We start from the raw sequence: 21521 nt of genomic DNA on the forward strand, positions 1-21521 counted from the left end.
CGGAGGTGAAACCGCGAACATAGCCTAACGCCTTCCGCCGGCCCGTGTCGCAGGCCTCAATGATGCTCGCGCGTTGCCCTGAACTTCACCTCCGGCCAGCGCTCTTCCATCAGGCTCAGGTTGACGCGCGTCGGCGCCAGGTAGGTGAGGTGGCCGCCGCCATCCACTGCCAGGTTCTCGTACGCCTTGTCGGAGAATTCCTTGAGCTTCTTCTCGTTGTCGCACTCGATCCAGCGCGCCGACCAGACGTTGATCGCCTCGTAGGCGCATTCGACCTTGTATTCCTCCTTCAGCCGGCTGGCGACGACGTCGAACTGCAGCACGCCGACCGCGCCGAGGATGATGTCGTTGTTGCGCTCGGGGAAGAACACCTGGGTGGCGCCTTCTTCGGCCAGTTCCTGCAGGCCCTGGCGCAGCTGTTTGGATTTCAGCGGGTCCTTCAGGCGCACGCGGCGGAACAGTTCCGGGGCGAAGTGTGGGATGCCGGTGAAGCCGAGGTTCTCGCCTTCGGTGAAGGTGTCGCCGATCTGGATGGTGCCGTGGTTGTGCAGGCCGATGATGTCCCCGGCCCAGGCTTCCTCCAGCTGCTCGCGCTCGCTGGAGAAGAACGTCAGGGCGTCGGCGATGCGGATGTCCTTGCCGATGCGAGCGTGGCGCAGCTTCATGCCTTTCTCGTACTTGCCCGAACAGATGCGCATGAAGGCGATGCGGTCGCGGTGCTTGGGGTCCATGTTCGCCTGGATCTTGAAGACGAAGCCGGTGAACTTGTCCTCGACCGGCTCGACCACGCGTTCGTTGGCGGCGCGCGGCAGCGGGCGCGGCGCCCAGTCGACGACCGCATCGAGCACATGATCGACCCCGAAGTTGCCCAGCGCGGTGCCGAAGAACACCGGGGTCAGCTGACCGCTGAGGAACTCGTCCTGGTCGAACTCGTGGCAGGCGCCCTGGACCAGTTCGAGCTGTTCGAGGAAGCGCTCGTACTCGTCGCCGATGTGCTTGCGCGCTTCGTCGGAATCGAGCTTCTCGATGATCTTGACCTCGGTGCGCTCGTGCCCGTGGCCCGGCGTGTAGACGATGATGTAGTCGTCCTTGAGGTGATACACGCCCTTGAAGTCGCGGTAGCAGCCGATCGGCCAGGTGATGGGCGCGGCCTTGATCTTCAGTACCGCCTCGATCTCGTCGAGCAGCTCGATCGGGTCGCGGATGTCGCGGTCGAGCTTGTTGATGAAGCTGACGATGGGCGTGTCGCGCAGACGGCAGACGTCCATCAGAGCGATGGTGCGCGGCTCGACGCCCTTACCGCCGTCGAGGACCATCAGCGCCGAGTCCACCGCGGTCAAGGTGCGGTAGGTGTCTTCCGAGAAGTCTTCGTGGCCGGGGGTGTCGAGCAGGTTGATCATGTGCTCGCGGTAGGGGAACTGCATCACCGAGGTGGTGATGGAGATGCCGCGCTGCTTTTCCATTTCCATCCAGTCGGAGGTCGCGTGGCGGTCGGATTTACGCGACTTCACGGTACCGGCCACGGCAATCGCCTTACCCATCAGCAGGAGCTTTTCGGTGATGGTGGTCTTGCCCGCGTCGGGGTGGGAAATGATGGCGAAGGTGCGGCGCTTCGCGACTTCGGCGGCCTGAGAGGTCATGGCGGTCCCGGTATGAAAGCGTGTCGGAAAAAGCCGGCGATTATAGCAGCAAAGCCGCCGCGATATTGGCCGTTGCCGTCGTTACGGCCGGTTGCTCCGTCGTTGCCGGTGGTGTTCCTGCGCCATGCCGTTACGCTGAATAAGCGTGGCGGGCCGATGCGATCGGAACATCCCCGCGTCATATCGGTCGGTTTGAATACGGTAGGTTTGCCAAGACCGTTCGAAAAAGGGAGTGAGTACGGATTTTTCGTTGATCTCGAACAGCTGTGGTTCTAAAGTTCGCGCCCGAACGTCCATGCTGGAAACGATCCATCCGGCTCAAGTACTGACGACGAGAGGTTGCCGGTTTTTCGAACCCGACGAGCATGGCTCGCAGGTTCACCGGGACCGGTGATGCTCGGCGACATGCCTTGGGAAGTAGGCGAACCAAAATGGGGAAACTGTCAGACGTTCGAGGCCTTGCGCCACCCCCTGCTCACTCTTCCGTTCCGCCAACTGGAGCCCTGCATGTCGATCAAGATCGAAGACTACTATCCGCGCGAAACCTTCCAGAAGATGAAGGCCTTCGCCGATGAACGCGAAACCCCGTTCGTCGTCATCGACACGAAAATCATCAGTGATTCGTACGACCAGCTGGTCAGCAACTTTCCGTTCGCCAAGATCTACTACGCGGTGAAGGCCAACCCGGCCACCGAGATCACCGAACTGCTGCGCGACAAGGGCTCGAACTTCGACATCGCCTCGATCTACGAGCTGGACAAGGTCATGGCTACCGGCGTTGGCCCGGAGCGCATCAGCTACGGCAACACCATCAAGAAAGCCAAGGACATCCGTTACTTTTACGACAAGGGCGTACGCATGTACGCCACCGACTCGGAAGCCGACCTGCGCAACATCGCCAAGGCCGCGCCGGGCTCGAAGGTCTATGTGCGGATCCTCACCGAAGGCTCCAACACCGCCGACTGGCCGCTGTCGCGCAAGTTCGGCTGCCAGACCGACATGGCGCTGGATCTGCTGATCCTGGCCAAGCAGCTGGGCCTGGTGCCGTACGGCGTGTCCTTCCATGTCGGCTCGCAGCAGCGCGACATCGACGTCTGGGACGCCGCCATCGCCAAGGTCAAGGTGATCTTCGAGCGTTTGAAGGAAGAGGACGGCATCGTCCTGCAGATGATCAACATGGGCGGCGGCTTCCCGGCGAACTACATCGCCAAGACCAACGACCTGACCACCTACGCCGACGAAATCATCCGCTTCCTGAAGGACGACTTCGGCGATGACCTGCCCGAGATCATCCTTGAGCCGGGCCGCTCGCTGATCGCCAACGCCGGCGTGCTGGTGAGCGAAGTGGTGCTGGTATCGCGCAAGTCGCGCACCGCGGTCGAGCGCTGGGTGTTCACCGACGTGGGCAAGTTCAGCGGGCTGATCGAAACCATGGACGAGTCCATCAAGTTTCCGATCTGGACCGAAAAGAAGGGCGAGATGGAAGAAGTCGTCATCGCCGGCCCGACCTGTGACAGCGCGGACATCATGTACGAGCACTACAAGTACGGCCTGCCGCTGAACCTCTCGAGCGGCGACCGCCTGTATTGGTTCTCCACCGGCGCCTACACCACCAGCTACAGCGCGGTGGAATTCAACGGCTTCCCGCCGCTGAAGGCTTACTACCTCTAAGCCGCACCGCTATACAGAAACGCCGCGAAGTTCGCGGCGTTTCTGTATCTGCCGTTCGGCTATTTCAGGCGTCGGGCTCAAGCAGATCAGGGCGTGTCGTAGTGATCTCCCGGGCAAGCAGTCGGTCGCCCTGGTCACCGATATCGGCGCAGCGGGCGACGTACGCCATGGTGATGTCGGCAATGTGTTCGATACGCACCGCCAACAGCTCGTCCCGCGCCTTGCGCAAGAAATTCAAGTGTCCGGTCGCCAATGCCTGGATCAACCAGCGACGCGCTTCGTCCCACTGCTGTTGAGTGATCAGCACCGCGGCGTAACTGAACTGACCGCGAAAATCACCGGCTTCGGCAGCGCGTCGATACCACTCGAGGGCTGCGGCAGGATCGGCGGGCACCACCAGTCCTTCTTCCAGGTAACGCCCCAGCAGATTCATCGACTTCGCATGGCCCAGCGTTGCTGCCTGGCGATACAGCGCCAAGGCTTGCGCCTGATCCTGCGCGACGCCGCGGCCAGTGGCAAACAGGTTGGCCAGGTTGTACATGGCCCAGTCGAGACCCTGTTCGGCTGCCTTGCGGTATTCGCTGGCAGCGGCCGACGGGGCCGGATTGCAGCCCCAGCCGTGCTCCAGGCAACGGCCGAGCATGTTGTGCGCCATCGCATTGCCTTGCGCGCGGGCGATGCGAAACCAACGAACGGCCAGCACCGGATCGCGCTGTATCCCTCGGCCCTCCAGCAAAATCTGGCCGAGCATCACCTGGGCGTCCGCCAGGCCGGTTTCGGCGGCGGCGAGGATGGTCCGAGCCGCCTCTCGTGGTTCGCCCACCAGCATGTCGGGCAACTGGTCGGGCGATACTTCGTTACGGCGAGGTAGGTAGGTCACTTAGACGTCCGACCAACGACGCAGCAGGTTGTGGTACGTGCCGGTCAGTTGAACGAGCGAGGGATGGTCCGGTACGTCGCGAGTCAGCTGCTGAATCGCCTGGTCCATCTCGTAGAGCAGGGTCCGCTGTCCATCATCGCGAACCAGGCTCTGCGTCCAGAAGAATGAAGCGATGCGTGCGCCACGGGTGACCGGCTCGACTTTGTGCAGGCTGGTCGACGGGTAGAGCACCAGGTCGCCGGCGGCAAACTTGACCCGCTGAGCGCCGTAGGTGTCCTGAATGACCAGCTCGCCGCCGTCGTAGCTGTCCGGATCGCTGAAGAACAGCGTTGACGACACATCGGTGCGGACGCGCTCCGGGCTGTTCTTCACCTGCCGGATGGCATTGTCGATGTGGTAACCGAACGAGCCGCCTCCGGTGTAGCAGTTGAACAGCGGTGGAAAGACCTTGTTCGGGAGCGCGGCGGACATGAACAGCGGGTTCTGCCAAAGACGCTGCAGCATGGCCTCGGAGATCTCCCGTGCCAGCGGGGAGTCGTCAGGCAATTGCAGGTTGTGCTTGGCTTTGGCGGATTGATAGCCGGCCGTGACCTTGCCGTCAGCCCAGGGGGCTTGCTCCAACGCGCTGCGGATACGTTTGACTTCGTCGGGGCTGAAGATGGCGGGTATGTGCAGAAGCATGTCGGTAGCCGTAGAGGTCAGAAGGTAGGCGGATCGAGCACGTGTTGGATCTACCAGATGAGCCGGGGATTATTTCAGGAATTTTCTTAATGGCAATTGATATCGATTATTGTTTGTTCTAGATTTCGCGTCCTCCGCGTTACCTACTGAGAATAATATGTCGATGTCCTTGGATCGCCCTGCTTCAACTCCTCGCTTGCTCGCCACGGCCGTAGGTGTGGCTATCACTGGCATGTCCGCTGCGCAACTGGCGCAGGCTGACCAGACCGCGCCGCTCAGCCTCGGTACCACGACGGTAACGGGCGATGCTGTAGACGGCCACTACAAGGTCGATCAGGCGCAGTCATCCAAGTACACCGCTCCGCTTCGCGATACGCCTCGTTCGGTCACTGTCGTACCTCAGCAGGTGTTGAAGGACACCAATTCACTGAACCTGCAGGACGCCCTGCGCACGGTGCCAGGCATCACCATGGGTGCGGGCGAAGGCGGTAATCCCACCGGGGACCGTCCGTTCATTCGCGGTTTTGATTCCCAGAGCAGCATGTACCTCGACGGTGTGCGTGACACCGGCGCTCAGAGCCGCGAAATTTTCGCTGTCGAAGCGATAGAAGTGGTCAAGGGTTCCGACTCTGCCATGGGCGGGCGCAACTCGGCTGGCGGCAGCATCAACCTGGTGAGCAAGAAGGCGCACCTCGGCAACTCGCTTGACGGTGGATTCACCTGGGGTTCCGATCAGACCCAGCGCTACACCCTCGATGGCAATTACCAGTTCAACGAAACCTCGGCAGGCCGGTTGAACCTGATGAGCCACGAGAGCAACGTCGCGGGTCGCGACGCGGTCAATAACGACCGTTGGGGTCTCGCTGCGTCGCTGGCCTTTGGGCTGGGTACGCCGACCCGTCTGTTCCTCGACCATTACCACATGGAAAACGATGACCTGCCCGACTCCGGTATCCCTTATACCTTGTCGGCCAATCGCAGCTCGGCCAACCCAGACAAGCCTACCGATGGCGGCGATAGCAGTAACTATTACGGCCTGAAAGACCGCGACTTCTCCAAGGGCCGCGCCGATACCTCGACAATTGCGGTCGAGCACGACCTGAACGATAACCTGACGATCAAGAACACGCTGCGTCACGGCAGTTCCATGCAGGACTACATCTGGAGCCAGCCGGACGACAGCAAGGGCAACGTTGCCAATGACTTGGTCTTCCGCCGTGCGAACCAGCGCGTCAGCAACACGACCAGCACGATCAACCAGACCGAGCTGTTTGGCGAAACCGTGATTGCCGGCTTCAAGAACAGTTTCTCCTTTGGCGTCGAGTTTGGCCGCGAGAATGCGGACCGCTCCGGTTACAACCTGGCGGGCACCAGTGCTGGGACCTGTACACCCGCGCTCATCGCCTCGGGCGATTGCACCTCGTTATCGAACCCGAACTACAACCAGGCCTACACGGGCACCATCACTCGCAATTACTACGGTACCGAAACCGATGCCGATACCCGTGCGCTGTGGGCATTCGACACCCTGGAACTGACCCAGCAGTGGCTGTTGAGCATGGGCGTGCGCTATGACTATTTCGACACCAGCGCCAAGACCACTGCGGCTAGTGGCGTCACTCGCATCGAAGACACCAGCGAGTTCGTCACCGGTCAGTTGGGTCTGGTCTACAAGCCTGTCGAGAACGGCAGCATCTATGTCTCCTATGCGACTTCTGCGACGCCACCCGGCTCGACGCTGGGCGAAGGTGTCGAGTCCAACGGCTTGGCTAATGGCAACGGCACTGTCGGTAGCCTCGCCAGCGACATGGAGCCGGAAGAGACCACCAACTATGAGATCGGGACCAAGTGGGACCTGCTCGATAACCGCCTGTCCCTGGGGGCTGCAGTGTTCCGTACAGAGAAGGACAACGCCCGAGTACTGGCAAGCAACTACACCTACGAGAACGTCGGCAAGACTCGGGTGGATGGCTACGAGCTGACCGCGACCGGTCGCCTGACCCGCAAATGGAATGTGTTTGCCGGTTACAGCTATCTCGACAGTGAACTCGTAGAAGGCGGCGCGGTAGGCAATCGCGCGGGAGCTGTCACCAGCCAGTCGAACCCCGATAACGGCAACCAGCTGCCGAACACGCCAAACCATAGCTTCAGCCTTTGGACCACCTATGACGTGACCGAGAAGTTTGCGGTAGGCGGCGGTGCGTTCTATGTCGATGAGGTTTACGGCAACACTGCGAACTCATTGTTGGTCGACTCTTACTGGCGCTACGACGCAATGGCCAGCTACAAGGTGAACAAGAACTTGGATTTGCAGGTAAACGTGCAGAACCTGACGGACGAGACCTACTACGACAAGGCATACGGCGCGCACTACGCCAGCCAGGCCGCAGGCCGCACGGCATTGCTGAGCACGAACTTTCACTTCTGATCGAAACTAGAAGTGGAGGCGCGCTCTGGTTGCCTCGACGCGATAACAACAAAACCCCGCCAATGGCGGGGTTTTGTTTTCAGGCTGACTGTTTTTAACCTTCAGCCGGGTTGACATAGGCGGGCGCCGCAGCAGGCTGCCAGGTGGTGAAGTACGCGCCGAATGCGGCCGCGATCTAACGCAGCATCAGCCAACGGGGCTATTCGTTGAAAGTCCAGGCGCCTCGATACTGCTGATGACTGATCTTTTCCAGGGGTCGAACAGGCTGAAGAAACGCGCGGATATCCCGCCAGGGCTAGGCATTCGGCACGAACAAACCAATGCACTGCAGCGGAGGGCTTAATACAGGTCGCGTCGATAGCGGCCCTGTTCTGCCAGCGTTTGCAGCTGCGCCTCACCCAGGATGCCGCTAAGGATCTGCTGCACTTCTCGGCCCATGCCTTCGAGGCTGCCGCATATATAGAGCGCCGCGCCTTCGTTGAGCCATTGGCGAAGGTCATCCGCCGCATCGCGGAGCAAGTGCTGAACGTAGATTTTGTCCGTTTGGTCGCGGGAAAACGCGAGGTCAAGCCGCTCCAGATGGCCAGCGTGCAGCCAGCCTTCCAGCTCTTCGCGCAAGAGCTGGTCATGTGCCGCGTTGCGTTCGCCGAACATCAGCCAGTTGCGCGAGCCAGGCGTCGTCGCACGTTCGCGCAGGTGGGCGCGCAGACCAGCCAGGCCAGTTCCGTTGCCGATCAGGATCATCGGCGTTAACGGATCGACGCCATGAAAGCTGGGGTTTGACCGGATACGGAGGTCGATAGACCTGCCCAGTTCTGCATGTCGGCACAGCCAACCTGAACCCAGCCCGAGGCGGCCATCCTGATGCCGGGCCTCACGCACCAATAGCCGTACATGGCCTTCGGCAGGGATCGAAGCGATGGAGTATTCCCGGTGGGGCAGGGGTGGCAAGGCCAGAAGCGTGTCCAGATCGCAGCCTTGCAGACGTGCACGCTCCGCTGGCCAGCGCCGGGCGGCAAGAGCGGCGGCGATGGTTTGCTTACCGTCTACAGTCGCCTCTGGGTCGACGCCCAGCTGACGAAGCCATTGATCCACTTCGAGTTGGTCGTGGCGAGGACCGACCTCGGCAATGTCGCCCGCTTGCCATTGCGGCACCTCACCTTGAGGGCACAGGGTCAGCTGATAAACCGGGGCCCCCTGGCTGCCTGGGTTGAGCAGGGTTCGGCTCTGCAGCCTCCAGGGTTGGTACGGCGCCGGTTGCCAGTCAGTGAAGTCGCTGCGGCCGCTGATATGGCCAAGCTGGTGTTGCCAATGACGCAGCGTGCCGGGGTCCGCGCGATCAGCCTCCAGTCGATCGAATAACGGCAGTGCGCCGAGTGCGCGCAGGCGGGCGTCGATTCGTCGGGCGAATCCGCAGAAGTGGGCGTATTGCCGGTCGCCGAGCGCGAGCAGGGCGAACTCCAGGTCCGACAGCACCAGCTTTTGTTGCAAAAGGCGCTGCTCGAAGCGCGCCGCGTTGTCCGGTGCTTCGCCTTCTCCGTAGGTGCTCAGGATGAACAAGGCTCGGCGCTGTTTGGTCAGCGCTATCGGGTCCACAGCGCTCAAAGGCCGGACGTCTACCGTGAGCCCGGCATCGCGCAATTGTTCGGCACTGCGTTCGGCCAAGTCACGCGCTTGGCCGCCTTGGCTGGCATAGCCAATCAGCAAGCTGCCGGGCGCAAGAGCCGCGGCTGAAGGTTGTGTGTGCTTTCGATGGTGATGCCAGATATGCAGACAAACGCCGACATAGGCTGCGAGAACCATCAGAGCGGAAACGGCTCGGGATGGGTGCCACCAGAACAGCCAAACGGCAAGCGCCATGCACATCAACAGCGGCGCGTAGCGCAGGAGCGCGGTATTGCGGGCCAAAGTAGCCGTCTCCTGGGGTCTGATGGTCGAAATTGAGATGGTTGGTGTGGCGCCCTTGCGCCGGGTATCGGCACGTATGCCAAACGGGTGCCGCAGCGACGAACACTTCCCGTCGCTGCAGCACACGCAGTTTTTACTGTGGTAGTACCTCAAGCGTTGCGCTGTAGCTGGCCCGGCGTTCGGTGGCGGGCTTGGCCACGCCTTTATCGGTCTTCAGCTCGGCTTCCAGCCAGTACATGCCGGCATTCGGCCAGGTGATGCTGACCTTCCCCTGCGTGTCGGTCTTCGCCTTGATCTCGCCCAGCTCGTCGCGATAGCGGTTGCCGCCTGGAATCACGCTGATTTCCACGTCCGAAGCCGGTTTGCCGTCGAGCAGGAAGACGAATTCAGCGGCTTCGCCTGCAAACAGATCGTTTGGGTGCGTGACAGGAGACAGTTCGAGGCCCTTGCCTGTGGGTGTCAGCACGTCTTCGGTCGGATTGCCAGAGGTCACGAATACTTCCATCCGGCTGCTGGTCTGAGCGACCTTGAGGTCTTCGGCCTTGGCCGGAACATCCTTGGCGAAGCTGTCGGCAGTGCCCATCCAGCGGCGAGTTTCACCGTTTTCCTTCCAGCTGGCGAACAGACCGTCATTGGCGACCGCCAGTTTGTAGGTACCTTTCTGGGTCAGGTGCAGGTCGAAGGTTGTGCGGTAGCGCCCGAGGTTGCCGTTCTCGGCTTTGAGCTGCGAGTCGTCTGGCGCGATCAGTTGCAGTTCCGGGACCGGACGGCGCATGCCCTGGGGGCCGCCAGCCGGTGCGTTGTCGACGCCGATGCCCTTGAGGCGCATCGGGAAATGCTCGAAGTAGAACAAATCATTGGAGACGGCTGCGTCGACGGTCACCCACGGATCTTCTCCTGACAACACGGTTGCGGACGGCAGCATCCAGGCGCGGTGCGCCTGAGCCGACAGCGGCAGGCAGACGGCCAGCGCCAGGGCGGTCCATTTGAGCATCGGTTTCATCGCGAGCTTCCTTGAATGGGAGTGGTTGTTCAGGGTTTGAGCGTTAGGGAAACGGCGCCCAGTTCGCTTTCGCCCTGGGCTTGATGGCTTTGCTGCTCAGAGGCAGGCCAGCTGAACGGAACGCGCAGCAGTTCGCGCCCCCCAACTTCACGCGCGGCCTCGACGACCAGACGATAGTCGCCCGGCGGCATATCTCTGAGAGGTGCTTTGTCGCTGTCGAAACTCAGGGTGTGGCTGCCAACGGCGCGGGTGGCCGAGCTGATGCCGTCCACCGGCATTTCCAGGCTGCGGCCGCTACGGCGCCACCAATGTCGCAAATCCTTCAGCCACTTCTGGCCTTCGTTATCCTTCATCTTCATGTCGTACCAGACCGCCAGGTCGGCCACATGGCTCTGGTCGGGTTTCTCCAGCCATATCGCGACGTAAGGGCGGTGATATTCCGCCACCTGCAATCGGGGAATTTCGACCGTTACTTGAAGCTCGGCTGCCATCAGCGGCGAGCTGAGCAGAGCGAGGGGCAGCAGCAACGACTTGCGCATTGAGGATCCTCAGTGAATGAACAGCAGTGCCAGCAGCACTGGAACGATCAGGCCCAGGCCGACCAGGGGCCAAGTGGAAGGGCGCCCGGTTGCGTGGCGCTGCAGCAGCAACAAGCCGGTGAGGCTGAACAGCACGCAAACGCCTGCGAAGATGTCGATGAACCAACTCCAGGCCGCACCCGTATTGCGACCCTTGTGGAGGTCATTGAGATAGGACACCCAGCCGCGGTCGGTGGACTCGTACAGCACTTCGCCGCTTTCCAGCGTCAGGCTGAGCCAGGCATCTCCGCCGGGGCGGGGCAGGGCGATATAGAGTTCGCCATCGGACCATTCGGCCGAGCGGTCGGCGAGATCGACGCCAAGCTCGCTTTCGATCCACTGGCGCAACGCATCAGGCACGCCACTCTCCGGCGACTGCGCCAGGAGTTGCTTGTGCAGCGCTGCCGGTAGTTGAGCCTGGCGTTCGGTCACGGCGGGGTGCGCCTCGATTTGCGCGGCGTGATTGAGCGTGATCCCGGTGATCGCAAACAGCAGCATGCCGACCAAGCACAGCGCAGAGCTGATCCAATGCCATTGGCGGAGCGTGCCAAGCCAGGGTTGCATGAAATTCCTTGAGAATGGTGCGAATGGACGGCCGGGATTCTAAAGGGCGTTCGGGCGCGAATGCTAAGAATTTACAGAAGACATACATTCGCGTTAACGCAGGTCGCGGCAGCATGGTTGCGGTTTGGCTGCCAACGACGCCGTCCCGGAAGATGGCGGGGCGGTTATATCGAGCACGCGGCCCATTGCAGGCCGCGTGGCTTTCTTCAGGGCATCTGCACTTCGATCACGCCGTCGGCGTTGATGCTGATCTGGCGAGTGCCGGCCTCGATGTCGGGGGCGGGCGCGGCGTCCATGCTCTTCATTGCGAAGTTGCGCATTTCCGGCTGGTAGCCGCCACCGCTCGACAGGTTGAGGCTGACGATTCGGTAATCGCTGCCGCCCAAGGCCTCGGTGGCCAGTTGCGCGCGGGCACGGAAGGCGGCGACCGCATCCTTGAGCAATGCGTCTTCGTTCTGCTTGCGGATCGCATCGGAAACGCTGAACTGCATACCGCCCATTTTGAGGTCTTGCATCAACTCGCCGGTCAGCTTGGACAGCTTGGCAAAATCGCCGCTTTCCAGCCGCAGCTCGGCACGTTCGCGCCAGGCGGTGATCTGCTGGCCTTTCTCTTCGTAGACCGGATAGCTGCTTCGGCTACCCTGACTGACCACCACGCCTTTCGCTTGCCGGGCGCGTTCAAGCGCCTTGTTCATGGTCCGGGTGGTCTCTGCGGCCAGTTGCGCGGGATCTTCGTGCTGCGCTTCGCTGTAGAGCGTGACATGCATGCGGTCCTGGGCGACCTCGCTGGTCGCTTCGGCGCGTAGCGAGATCTGGTTGTAGTGCTGCTCGTCGGCGACAGCGGGAAGGCAGGCGATACAGGCGAGCAGCGCAACGCTGCGAGGTAGGGTCACGAACATGAAAACTCCTGAATTCGATAGCACCAGCGGTGCGGCGCAAAGACTTTAGCCCTTTGCCTGACGATGTGCAGTTTTTCGTGCGTCGCGTTGCCGCAGATCAGCTGACATTCGGGCGGCTTGGTTATACTCGCGGCTCTTTGGAGACCCCATGTACGCATCCGTTCATCTGCTGTCCGCCAGCCGCCAAAACCTCCGCCTGCTCATCCTGATCCGCATTCTCGTGCTCGCTGCTCAGGCGGGTGCGGTAGGGCTTGCCTACGCCACGCAACTGTTCGGGCTGCCATGGTTTCATCTCGGCGTGACCCTGGCCGTGTCGGCGATGATTTGCCTGGGTACGGCATTGCGTCTGCGCGGCCCCTGGCCGGTGACCGAACTCGAGTATGCCGTGCACCTGGCCACCGACCTGCTGATCCACAGTGCCTTGCTGTACTACTCGGGCGGCTCGACCAACCCGTTCGTTTCCTATTACCTGGTGCCGTTGACCATCGCTGCGGCGACGCTGCCTTGGTTGTATTCGGTCGTGTTGTCCGGTCTTGCCCTGGCTGGCTACACGCTGATGCTGGTGTGGTATGACCCGGTGATCGTGCCGCCGGTCGATCGCACCACCTTGCTGGTTTACGGGATGTGGCTGAGCTTCGCCCTGGCGGCGGCGTTGATCACTTTTTTCGTGGCGCGCATGGCCGAGCAGTTGCGACGTCAGGAACAGCTCCAGGCCCAGCGCCGCGAGGAGAGCATGCGCGATCAGCAATTGCTGGCGGTGGCCACCCAGGCCGCAGGCGCTGCGCACGAGCTGGGCACACCCTTGGCCACCATGAGCGTGCTGCTCAAGGAGCTGCGCCAGGAGTATCCGCAGCCTGAGTTGAACGATGACCTGGCCCTGCTGCAGTCGCAGGTGCAGCTGTGCAAGGAAAGCTTGCGCCAGCTGGTACGCGCCGCCGAGGCCGATCGTCGTCAGGCCGTCGTCGAGCAGACCGTGCGCGAGTGGGTCGAATCGGTGCTGCAGCGCTGGCATCTGATGCGCCCGGAGGCGACCTATCGCTTCCAGTGCCTGGGCAAGGGCTCCCCGCCGCGCCTGATGCCGCCTGCCGACCTCGGGCAATCGCTGCTCAACCTGCTGAACAACGCCACCGATGCCAACCCGGACAATCTGGATATTCGCCTGGACTGGGACGCGCAGTGGATCAGACTGACCATCCGTGACCACGGTGCCGGAGTGCCGCTGGCCATCGCCGAGCAGATCGGCAGGCCCTTCATCACCACCAAGGGCAAGGGGTTCGGCCTCGGCCTGTTTCTGAGCCAGGCCAGCGTGACCCGCGCGGGCGGAACGGTGAAGCTTTACAATCACGAAGAGGGTGGCACCCTGACCGAACTGCGCCTGCCGCATGGTTCGATGCGGGCCTGACCCTGACGTGACCCAAACGCGAGGAATCTAGACATGACCGAAGAGTTGCAGCACGAAGGCGAAGAACAGCCCCACCTGTTGCTGGTAGATGACGACCCCACGTTTACCCGGGTCATGGCACGCGCCATGAGCCGGCGTGGTCTGCACGTCAGTATCGCCGGCTCGGCCGAAGAAGGCTTGGAGATGGCGAAGCAGGAGCTGCCTGATTACGCGGTGCTGGACCTGAAAATGGACGGCGACTCCGGCCTGGTTCTGCTGCCCAAGCTGCTCGAGCTCGATCCGGAAATGAAGGTGCTGATCCTGACCGGCTATTCAAGCATTGCCACCGCCGTCGAGGCCATCAAGCGCGGGGCCTGCAACTACCTGTGCAAGCCTGCCGATGCCGACGACGTCCTCGCCGCGCTGCTGTCCAAACATGCCGACCTGGACACCCTGGTACCGGAAAACCCGATGTCGGTGGACCGGCTCCAGTGGGAGCACATTCAGCGTGTTCTCGGCGAGCACGACGGCAATATCTCCGCCACGGCCCGCGCGCTGGGCATGCACCGGCGGACCTTGCAACGCAAACTGCAGAAGCGCCCGGTACGGCGTTGAATCGTTTTTGGCTGGGATGTCCGTCTGGTCTGGATCGGGCCTCCGGGATTCAGCAGGCTACGGCCTTCCGGCTGACGGACAATTCTAGGGGGGCGGCCCGGCTCTTGTCGGAGCGGTCTTGACCGCGAACCCTACTGCGATGCCGCCTCTTTTCGCGGTCGAGCCCGTTCCTACGGATCTGCGGTTAACATAAGGCTGACTTCGCTTCTCGAGCTCGTTCATGCTTTCCGTTGCCATCCAGACCCTCGGCGTCACCGCTCCGGTCTTCGTCATGTTGTTCATCGGTGTCGCGCTCAAACGGTTGGCCTGGATCGACGCATCCTTCATCCACACCGCTTCATCGCTCGTGTTCAAGGCCACGATGCCGACCCTGCTGTTCCTGTCGATCCTCAGGGCCGACCTGGATGCGGCGCTGCAGCCGGCATTGCTGAGCTATTACGTCGTCGCCACCGTAACGACCTTCTTCCTCGCCTGGGCGTGGGCGCTCTGGCGTTGCCCGCGTGCAGACCGCGGCGTCTACGTCCAGGGCGCGTTTCGCGGCAACAACGGCATTGTCGGGCTGGCGCTCGCCACGAGTCTCTACGGTGACTACGGGTTGTCGCTGGGCGGAGTGCTGGCTGGCCTCGTGATACTCGTCTACAACAGCCTGTCGGCGCTGATTCTGGCGATCTACAACCCGGAAGGACGCGCCAGCGCCGCTGCCATCCTGCTCAGCATCGTGCGTAACCCGCTGATCATTGGCGTGACGGCCGCCGTCCCCTTTGCCTATTGGCAGGTTCCGTTGCCGGACTGGCTGCTGACATCCGGGCAGTATTTCGCGCAGATGACGCTACCGCTGGCGCTTATCTGCATCGGCGGCACGCTGTCGCTCTCGGTCCTGCGTGAAAGCAGCCGCATCGCGCTGAGCTCGAGTCTGATGAAGCTGGTCTGGCTGCCGGCGTTGGCCACCATCGGCGCCTGGCTGTTCGGATTCCGCGGCGCCGAGCTCGGTATTCTTTTCCTCTATTTCGCCTGCCCGACGGCATCGGCCAGCTTCGTGATGGCACGGGCGACCAATGCCAACCATCAGTTGGCGGCGACGATCATCGTGCTCACCACCTTGATGGCCGTGATCAGCATCAACTTCGGATTGTTCATGCTCGGTTGGTTGGGCTGGATCTAGACGTTGCCAGCCCATTGGTGACCTTCAGCGGCTGTCTTGCATCTGGTTGCTACCCGCAGCGGTTGCCTGGTCGTTAGCGCGGCTGTTGCTTCCAGGCTCGGCTGGCGATCACCAACAGGGTTACCGCGGTCAGCGGCAGGGCATAGCCAATCAGCGCATCGCCGAGGGTTTCGGCGAAAGCGCGCCCGGTGCTGACCATTACCAGGTAGACCGTGTAGGCGACGTAGTAGGCCAGGAACAGCAGGCCCTCCCAGCGGTTGATGCAGTAGCCGGTAAAAAAGATGGGCAGGCAGGCCAGTGCCACCGCGATCATTACCGGGAAGTCGAAGGCCAGGGCGTTCGCCGCCACCCCGATCGCGCTCGGAGACACCAGCGAGGCCAGTCCCAGCACGCAGAGCAGATTGAAGATGTTGCTGCCGACGATATTGCCTACGGCGATGTCACGCTCGCCGCGAATCGCAGCGAGGATGGAGGTGGCGAGTTCCGGGAGCGAGGTGCCGACGGCGATAACGGTCAGCCCGATCACCAGTTCGGACAGGCCCAGTGCCCGGGCAAGCGACACGGCGCCTTCCACCAGAAAATGGGAACCACCGACCAACAGCGCCAAGCCGACGATGACCAGGCCAGCATTGATCAGGCTGGCGTAGGGCTTGGGCGCTGCGTCGAGGCCGAACTCCTTGGCGAACTCGTCGTCTTCCGTTGCGTTCGCGCTGGCTCGACGACTGCTGACGATCAGGAACAGCGTGTAGCCGACCACCGCGCAAAACAGCAGTGCGCCATCGAGCCGGCTGAGCGCGCCGTCCCAAGCCAGGGCGTAGGTGATCAGGCTGGCGCCGATCATGATCGGTACGTCGAGCCGAATCAGCTGGCGAGAGACGATCAGCGGCGCAACCAAGGACGTCATGCCGAGGATCAACAGTACGTTGGCGATATTGCTTCCCAGCACGTTGCCAATGGCGATGTCGCCACTGCCATTGAGCGCTGCCTGCACGCTCACCGCGGTTTCCGGCGCACTGGTGCCGAACGCCACCACCGTGAGTCCGATCACCAGGGGCGGGATACCGAACTGCGCCGCAAGCTTGGCCGCGCCACGCACCAGCACTTCGGCGCCGGCGACAAGAAGTACCAAGCCGGCTATCAAATAGACGAAGGTCATTGCGGACACGTAGAGTCGCTCCAGAGAAGGAAATGGTTCAGCGCTGGTGCTTCCAGGCGCGCAGAAAGATCACCAAAAGCGTGATGGCGGTCAAGGGCAATACGTACCAAGTCATTGCGTGGCGCAGCAGGTTGATCGCCGGCAGGCCGGTGGAAAACAGCACCAGGTAAAGCGTGTAGGCCAGGTAATAACCGAAGAACACCACGCCTTCCCAGCGGTTGATGCGGTAGCCGGAAAAGAAGATAGGCAAGCAGGCGGCGAATACCGCGAGCATCACCGGAAGGTCGAACGCCAGCGCATTGGGCGAGATGGACAACCCGTCGGCTGAAACCAGCGCGCCGGCACCCAGCACCAGCAACAGGTTGAAGATGCAACTGCCAACGATGTTGCCGACCGCGATGTCGCGCTCGCCGCGGTACACCGCCATCAGCGAGGTCGCCAGCTCGGGCATCGAGGTCCCTACCGCGATCACGGTCAGGCCGATCACCAGCTCCGACAGCCCCAAGGCGCGAGCTAGAGCCACCGCCCCCTCGATCAGCAGTTGCGAGCCGACCATCAACAGGCCCAGCCCGAGCAGGATCAACAGCAGCTGCAGTACCCAGCTCCACGGCCTCGCTTGGTCGTCGGCACCGAATTCGATGGCGAACTCGTCCACAGCCGCCCGGCTTTTTTCGCGCTTGCTGGCGATGACCAGAAAGCAGGTGTAGAGCAGCAGCGAGGCCAGCAGAATGGCGCCGTCCAGGCGACTGATGCTGCCGTTCCAGGCGAGCATGTAGGTCAGGACGCCCGCACCGATCATCACCGGTACGTCGAGGCGCACGAGCTGGCGCGACACCAGTAGCGGCGCCACGAGCGCGGACAGTCCCAGGATCAGCAGGATGTTGGCGATGTTGCTTCCGATCACATTGCCCACGGCAATGTCCCCGTTGCCGTTCAGCGACGCCTGGATGCTGACCGCCGTTTCCGGTGCGCTGGTGCCGAATGCGACGACCGTCAGGCCGATGATGAGTGGTGATATGCCGAAACGAGCGGCCAGTTTCGCGGCGCCCCGTACCAGCGCCTCGGCGCCTAGCACCAGCAATACCAGCCCGCCGATCAGGTAGGCGATTGTCAACAGGTCCATCGGAACTCCGGTGGTGGACGGGTGTGGATCTATCGATCCAGCTTTTCGATCTTCACCCTGGCGATGCCGTCTTCGAGCAGGTCGAGCCTGGCGGCGGCGACTCGCGACAGGTCGATGATCCGTCCCCGTGTGAACGGCCCGCGGTCGACGATACGCACAGTGACCTGCCTGCCGTTATCGAGGTTGGTCACCTTCACCCGCGTACCGAATGGCAACGTTTTGTGCGCGGCGACCAGTTTGTTCTGGTTGAAGGTTTCGCCACTGGCGGTTTCTTCGCCATGAAAGCTGCGAGCGTAATAGGACGCCACGCCTTGCTGGGTAAAGCTGTTTCTGGCCTTCGAATACGCTTCCTGGGTATCGCCACATCCGCCGAACAGGGCGAAGGGCAGTGCAATGAGCAGCAGTCTGGTTCGCATACGCCAATCCTTCCCGAACGGGATCGATCCGATGGGCGGCCAGTGATCGGTTATCGGGCCTCGAAGGCTTTTGAGCATCAACAGCGACAGCCGTTCAACGTCGTCGCAGGAACGGGGGGAGTGAGGCGGACCTGGCGGCCCGCCTCGTCGATCAGCCTTCGAGCTTGCTTTTGAGCAGCTGATTGACCTGGCCAGGGTTGGCCTTGCCCTTCGAGGCCTTCATCGCCTGGCCGACGAAGAAGCCGAACATCTTGCCGCGCTTGGCCTCATCGGAAGCGCGGTACTGCTCGACCTGCTCGGCGTTGGCGGCCAGCACCTCGTCCAGCATTTTCTCGATCGCACCGGAGTCGGTAACCTGCTTGAGGCCCTTCTTCTCGATGATCTCGTCGGCCGAACCTTCACCGGCGGCCATCGCCTCGAAGACCATCTTGGCGATCTTGCCGCTGATGGTGTTGTCCTTGATGCGCTGGATCATGCCGCCCAGCTGCTCGGCCGATACTGGCGATTGTTCGATGTCCAGTCCGTCCTTGTTGAGCAGGCTGGAGAGCTCGCCCATCACCCAGTTGGCCGACAGCTTGGTGTCGCCGCAGGCCCGTTGTACGGCTTCGAAGTAGTCGGCCATCTCGCGGCTGGCGGCCAACACGGCCGCGTCGTAGGCGGACAGGCCGAACTCGCGCTCGAAACGCTCGCGCTTCTGCACTGGCAGCTCCGGCAGGCTGGCACGTATCTCGTCGAGAAAGCTCTGCTCGATCACCACCGGCAACAGGTCGGGGCAGGGGAAGTAGCGGTAGTCGTTGGCTTCTTCCTTGCTGCGCATCGAGCGCGTCTCGTCCTTGTTCGGGTCGTACAGGCGGGTTTCCTGGACCACCTTGCCGCCGTCCTCGATCAGCTCGATCTGTCGCTGGACTTCGTGGTTGATCGCCTTTTCGATGAAGCGGAAGGAGTTGACGTTCTTGATCTCGGCGCGGGTGCCGAACTCGGCCTGGCCTTTCGGCCGCACCGAGACGTTGCAGTCGCAGCGCAGCGAGCCTTCGGCCATGTTGCCGTCGCAGATGCCGAGGTAGCGCACCAGCGCATGGATCGCTTTGACGTAGGCGACCGCTTCCTTGGCCGAGCGGATATCCGGCTCGGAGACGATCTCCAGCAGCGGCGTGCCGGCGCGATTGAGGTCGATGCCGCTCATGCCGTGGAAATCTTCGTGCAGGCTCTTGCCGGCATCTTCTTCCAGGTGCGCGCGGGTGATGCCGATGCGGCGGGTGCTGCCGTCTTCCAGGGTGATATCCAGATGACCCTTGCCGACGATGGGGTGATCCATCTGGCTGGTCTGATAGCCCTTGGGCAGGTCCGGGTAAAAGTAGTTCTTACGGGCGAAGACGTTCTTTTCGGCGATCTCGGCGTCGATGGCTAGGCCGAACTTGCAGGCCATGCGCACGGCCTCGGCGTTCAGAACCGGCAGGGTGCCGGGCATGCCGAGGTCGACCAGACTGGCCTGGGTGTTGGGCTCGGCGCCGAAGGTAGTGGCGCTGCCGGAGAAAATCTTCGACTGAGTGGCGAGCTGGGCGTGAATCTCAAGCCCGATTACGGTTTCCCATTGCATCATCAATCTCCTCAGAAGCCGCTCGGTGCTTGTTTATGCCAGTCGGTGACCTGCTGGTACTGGTGCGCGACGTTGAGCAGGCGGCTTTCCTGGAAGTAGGGGGCCAGCAGCTGTACGCCCACCGGCAGGCCGTCGATGAAGCCGGCCGGCATGGACAGGCCGGGAATGCCCGCGAGATTGGCCGTGATGGTGTAGATGTCTTCGAGATAGGCCGAGACCGGGTCGGCATTCTTTTCGCCGAGCTTCCAGGCGAGGTTCGGCGTGGTCGGGCCGAGGATCACGTCGACTTCCTCGAAGGCGCTGACGAAATCGTTCTTGATCAGGCGGCGGATCTTCTGAGCCTTCAGGTAATAGGCGTCGTAATAACCCGCGGAGAGTGCGTATGTCCCGACCATGATGCGCCGGCGGACTTCGTCACCGAAGCCTTCGGCGCGCGAGCGCTTGTAGAGATCGGTCAGGTCGACCGGGCTCTCGCAGCGATAGCCGAACCGCACGCCATCGAAACGCGAGAGGTTGGAGGAGGCCTCGGCCGGCGCGATCACATAGTAAGACGGGATCGCGTGCTGCATGTTCGGCAGGCTGATGTCCTTCACCGTGGCGCCGAGTTTCTTCAGCGTGTCAACGGTCGCCATCACCGCATCGGCGATCTTGGCGTCCAGGCCTGCGCCGAAATATTCCTTAGGCAGGCCGATGCGCAGGCCGGTCAGCGGCTTGCTCAGCGCGGCGAGGTAGTCGTCCAGTGGCTGGTCGACGCTGGTGGAGTCCTTCGGATCGAAGCCGGCCATGGCGCCGAGCATCAAGGCGCAGTCTTCGGCCGTACGGGCCAGCGGACCGCCCTGATCGAGGCTGGAGGCGTAGGCGATCATGCCCCAGCGCGATACGCGGCCGTAGGTGGGCTTGAGGCCGGTGAGGTTGGTCAGTGCCGCCGGCTGGCGGATCGAGCCGCCGGTGTCGCTGCCGGTCGCGGCAGGCAACAGTCGCGCCGCCACGGCTGCGGCCGAGCCACCGGAGGATCCCCCCGGCACCCGGTTCAGATCCCAGGGGTTCTTCACCGCGCCGTAGTGGCTCGACTCGTTGGCCGAGCCCATGGCGAATTCGTCCATGTTCAGCTTGCCCAGCGACACGGCTCCCGCTGCGGCCAGGCGCTCGACCACGGTGGCGTCGTAGGGCGCCTGGAAGTTGTCGAGCATCTTCGAGCCGCAGCTGGTACGGATGCCTTGAGTGCAGAACAGGTCCTTGTGACCGATCGGCGCACCCAGCAAGGCGCCACTCTCGCCGTTGGCGCGGCGTGCGTCGGCGGCCTGGGCCTGAGCGATGGCCTGCTCTTCGGTGACGGTGATGAAACTGTTCAGCTGAGGATCGAGCTGCCCGATGCGGTCCAGTAGCGAGCGCGTCAGTTCTTCGGCAGAGAACTGCTTGTCGTTCAGCGCGCGGGCGATCTCGGCGAGGGTCAGTTGGTGCATGTCGGCGTCCTTCATTACTCGATCACCCTTGGAACCAGATACAGGCCGTCTTCCACGGCCGGGGCGATGGCCTGATAGGCCTCGCGCTGATTGCTTTCGGTGACGGTATCGGCGCGCAGCCGCTGGTGGGTTTCCAGCGGATGGGCCAGGGGTTCGATGCCGGTTGTGTCGACGGCCTGCATGCGGTCGATCAGGCCGAGGATGTTGTTCAGGGTCTCGGTGGTACGGGGCAGGTCGTCTTCATTCAGACCCAGGCGGGCCAGATGAGCGATCTTTTCCACCTCGGAGCGTTCAAGCGCCATCGGGATTCTCCAGCGGGAAGCGAGTCGGATATGCCTTCCGTCGGCAAAGACCGA

At 62.3% G+C, this 21521-nt stretch carries 19 protein-coding genes; 5 read left to right on the forward strand and 14 right to left on the reverse strand.

Going from position 1 to position 21521, the window contains the following annotated elements:
• Positions 1-56 precede the first annotated feature (56 nt).
• Positions 57-1640 (reverse strand): peptide chain release factor 3, encoded by a 1584-nt coding sequence (locus tag KCX70_RS04490; protein ID WP_212619425.1) that lies wholly within the window; start codon positions 1638-1640, stop codon positions 57-59.
• A gap of 507 nt (positions 1641-2147) precedes the next feature.
• Between KCX70_RS04490 and KCX70_RS04495 the strand changes: the two genes are divergently transcribed.
• Positions 2148-3311 carry a type III PLP-dependent enzyme gene (locus tag KCX70_RS04495; protein ID WP_212619426.1) on the forward strand — a complete coding sequence of 388 codons (1164 nt, stop codon included), beginning with the start codon at positions 2148-2150 and terminating at the stop codon, positions 3309-3311.
• Between the two features lie 64 nt (positions 3312-3375).
• Here the strand turns inward: KCX70_RS04495 and KCX70_RS04500 are convergent, their stop codons facing one another.
• Positions 3376-4191, reverse strand: a complete 816-nt coding sequence (locus KCX70_RS04500) for a tetratricopeptide repeat protein (RefSeq protein ID WP_212619427.1) — start codon at positions 4189-4191, stop codon at positions 3376-3378.
• A complete protein-coding gene (locus tag KCX70_RS04505) occupies positions 4192-4872 on the reverse strand; it encodes a Fe2+-dependent dioxygenase (protein WP_021208755.1) in 681 nt (226 codons plus the stop codon). It lies immediately after the preceding gene.
• Between the two features lie 157 nt (positions 4873-5029).
• Between KCX70_RS04505 and KCX70_RS04510 the strand changes: the two genes are divergently transcribed.
• Positions 5030-7300, forward strand: coding sequence for a TonB-dependent receptor (locus tag KCX70_RS04510; protein ID WP_212619428.1), 2271 nt, complete (start codon positions 5030-5032; stop codon positions 7298-7300).
• Between the two features lie 339 nt (positions 7301-7639).
• Here the strand turns inward: KCX70_RS04510 and KCX70_RS04515 are convergent, their stop codons facing one another.
• From KCX70_RS04515 to KCX70_RS04535, 5 genes are all read right to left on the reverse strand, one after another.
• The gene (locus KCX70_RS04515) at positions 7640-9166 is read right to left on the reverse strand and encodes a sulfite reductase subunit alpha (protein WP_336512533.1); all 1527 of its coding nucleotides are present in this window, start codon (positions 9164-9166) and stop codon (positions 7640-7642) included.
• Between the two features lie 175 nt (positions 9167-9341).
• The gene (locus tag KCX70_RS04520; RefSeq protein WP_212619429.1) at positions 9342-10211 is read right to left on the reverse strand and encodes a DUF4198 domain-containing protein; all 870 of its coding nucleotides are present in this window, start codon (positions 10209-10211) and stop codon (positions 9342-9344) included.
• Between the two features lie 29 nt (positions 10212-10240).
• Positions 10241-10750, reverse strand: a complete 510-nt coding sequence (locus KCX70_RS04525) for a DUF2271 domain-containing protein (RefSeq protein WP_212619430.1) — start codon at positions 10748-10750, stop codon at positions 10241-10243.
• A 9-nt stretch (positions 10751-10759) separates the two neighbouring features.
• Positions 10760-11353 carry a PepSY-associated TM helix domain-containing protein gene (locus KCX70_RS04530; RefSeq protein WP_102846980.1) on the reverse strand — a complete coding sequence of 198 codons (594 nt, stop codon included), beginning with the start codon at positions 11351-11353 and terminating at the stop codon, positions 10760-10762.
• A 206-nt stretch (positions 11354-11559) separates the two neighbouring features.
• Complete coding sequence (locus tag KCX70_RS04535; RefSeq protein ID WP_212619431.1) at positions 11560-12252, reverse strand: SIMPL domain-containing protein; 693 nt, start codon at positions 12250-12252, stop codon at positions 11560-11562.
• Between the two features lie 148 nt (positions 12253-12400).
• On the opposite strand from KCX70_RS04535, the gene KCX70_RS04540 reads away from it, so the two are divergent.
• The 3 genes from KCX70_RS04540 to KCX70_RS04550 all read left to right on the forward strand — a co-directional run bounded on the left by KCX70_RS04540 (position 12401) and on the right by KCX70_RS04550 (position 15410).
• Positions 12401-13654, forward strand: a complete 1254-nt coding sequence (locus KCX70_RS04540; protein ID WP_021208748.1) for an ATP-binding protein — start codon at positions 12401-12403, stop codon at positions 13652-13654.
• Between the two features lie 33 nt (positions 13655-13687).
• Complete coding sequence (locus KCX70_RS04545; RefSeq protein WP_021208747.1) at positions 13688-14248, forward strand: response regulator transcription factor; 561 nt, start codon at positions 13688-13690, stop codon at positions 14246-14248.
• A 220-nt stretch (positions 14249-14468) separates the two neighbouring features.
• On the forward strand, positions 14469-15410 hold the full coding sequence (locus KCX70_RS04550; protein ID WP_212619432.1) for an AEC family transporter: 942 nt from the start codon (positions 14469-14471) through the stop codon (positions 15408-15410).
• Positions 15411-15483: 73 nt separating this feature from the next.
• On the opposite strand, the gene KCX70_RS04555 is transcribed toward KCX70_RS04550, so the two are convergent.
• The 6 genes from KCX70_RS04555 to gatC form a co-directional block, all read right to left on the reverse strand.
• Positions 15484-16575: a calcium/sodium antiporter gene (locus KCX70_RS04555; RefSeq protein WP_212619433.1), complete on the reverse strand. Its 1092-nt coding sequence runs from the start codon at positions 16573-16575 to the stop codon at positions 15484-15486.
• A gap of 28 nt (positions 16576-16603) precedes the next feature.
• Positions 16604-17689 (reverse strand): calcium/sodium antiporter, encoded by a 1086-nt coding sequence (locus KCX70_RS04560; RefSeq protein WP_212619434.1) that lies wholly within the window; start codon positions 17687-17689, stop codon positions 16604-16606.
• Between the two features lie 29 nt (positions 17690-17718).
• Positions 17719-18105, reverse strand: a complete 387-nt coding sequence (locus KCX70_RS04565) for a septal ring lytic transglycosylase RlpA family protein (protein ID WP_021208743.1) — start codon at positions 18103-18105, stop codon at positions 17719-17721.
• Positions 18106-18256: 151 nt separating this feature from the next.
• The gene (gene gatB, locus KCX70_RS04570) at positions 18257-19702 is read right to left on the reverse strand and encodes an Asp-tRNA(Asn)/Glu-tRNA(Gln) amidotransferase subunit GatB (protein ID WP_249121698.1); all 1446 of its coding nucleotides are present in this window, start codon (positions 19700-19702) and stop codon (positions 18257-18259) included.
• An 11-nt stretch (positions 19703-19713) separates the two neighbouring features.
• Positions 19714-21165 (reverse strand): Asp-tRNA(Asn)/Glu-tRNA(Gln) amidotransferase subunit GatA, encoded by a 1452-nt coding sequence (gatA, locus tag KCX70_RS04575; protein WP_212619436.1) that lies wholly within the window; start codon positions 21163-21165, stop codon positions 19714-19716.
• A gap of 14 nt (positions 21166-21179) precedes the next feature.
• The gene (gatC, locus tag KCX70_RS04580; protein ID WP_021208740.1) at positions 21180-21467 is read right to left on the reverse strand and encodes an Asp-tRNA(Asn)/Glu-tRNA(Gln) amidotransferase subunit GatC; all 288 of its coding nucleotides are present in this window, start codon (positions 21465-21467) and stop codon (positions 21180-21182) included.
• Positions 21468-21521 lie beyond the last annotated feature (54 nt).

Source organism: Stutzerimonas stutzeri (assembly GCF_018138085.1).
Taxonomy (GTDB): domain Bacteria; phylum Pseudomonadota; class Gammaproteobacteria; order Pseudomonadales; family Pseudomonadaceae; genus Stutzerimonas; species Stutzerimonas stutzeri_AI.

Bases quoted from the DNA above. Each gene is read 5' to 3' on its own strand.
- KCX70_RS04490 (WP_212619425.1), bottom strand. From the start codon at position 1,640: ATGACCTCTCAGGCCGCCGAAGTCGCGAAGCGCCGCACCTTCGCCATC.
- KCX70_RS04495 (WP_212619426.1), top strand. From the start codon at position 2,148: ATGTCGATCAAGATCGAAGACTACTATCCGCGCGAAACCTTCCAGAAG.
- KCX70_RS04505 (WP_021208755.1), bottom strand. From the start codon at position 4,872: ATGCTTCTGCACATACCCGCCATCTTCAGCCCCGACGAAGTCAAACGT.
- KCX70_RS04510 (WP_212619428.1), top strand. From the start codon at position 5,030: ATGTCGATGTCCTTGGATCGCCCTGCTTCAACTCCTCGCTTGCTCGCC.
- KCX70_RS04515 (WP_336512533.1), bottom strand. From the start codon at position 9,166: ATGTGCATGGCGCTTGCCGTTTGGCTGTTCTGGTGGCACCCATCCCGA.
- KCX70_RS04520 (WP_212619429.1), bottom strand. From the start codon at position 10,211: ATGAAACCGATGCTCAAATGGACCGCCCTGGCGCTGGCCGTCTGCCTG.
- KCX70_RS04525 (WP_212619430.1), bottom strand. From the start codon at position 10,750: ATGCGCAAGTCGTTGCTGCTGCCCCTCGCTCTGCTCAGCTCGCCGCTG.
- KCX70_RS04530 (WP_102846980.1), bottom strand. From the start codon at position 11,353: ATGCAACCCTGGCTTGGCACGCTCCGCCAATGGCATTGGATCAGCTCT.
- KCX70_RS04535 (WP_212619431.1), bottom strand. From the start codon at position 12,252: ATGTTCGTGACCCTACCTCGCAGCGTTGCGCTGCTCGCCTGTATCGCC.
- KCX70_RS04540 (WP_021208748.1), top strand. From the start codon at position 12,401: ATGTACGCATCCGTTCATCTGCTGTCCGCCAGCCGCCAAAACCTCCGC.
- KCX70_RS04545 (WP_021208747.1), top strand. From the start codon at position 13,688: ATGACCGAAGAGTTGCAGCACGAAGGCGAAGAACAGCCCCACCTGTTG.
- KCX70_RS04550 (WP_212619432.1), top strand. From the start codon at position 14,469: ATGCTTTCCGTTGCCATCCAGACCCTCGGCGTCACCGCTCCGGTCTTC.
- KCX70_RS04560 (WP_212619434.1), bottom strand. From the start codon at position 17,689: ATGGACCTGTTGACAATCGCCTACCTGATCGGCGGGCTGGTATTGCTG.
- KCX70_RS04565 (WP_021208743.1), bottom strand. From the start codon at position 18,105: ATGCGAACCAGACTGCTGCTCATTGCACTGCCCTTCGCCCTGTTCGGC.
- gatB (WP_249121698.1), bottom strand. From the start codon at position 19,702: ATGCAATGGGAAACCGTAATCGGGCTTGAGATTCACGCCCAGCTCGCC.
- gatA (WP_212619436.1), bottom strand. From the start codon at position 21,165: ATGCACCAACTGACCCTCGCCGAGATCGCCCGCGCGCTGAACGACAAG.
- gatC (WP_021208740.1), bottom strand. From the start codon at position 21,467: ATGGCGCTTGAACGCTCCGAGGTGGAAAAGATCGCTCATCTGGCCCGC.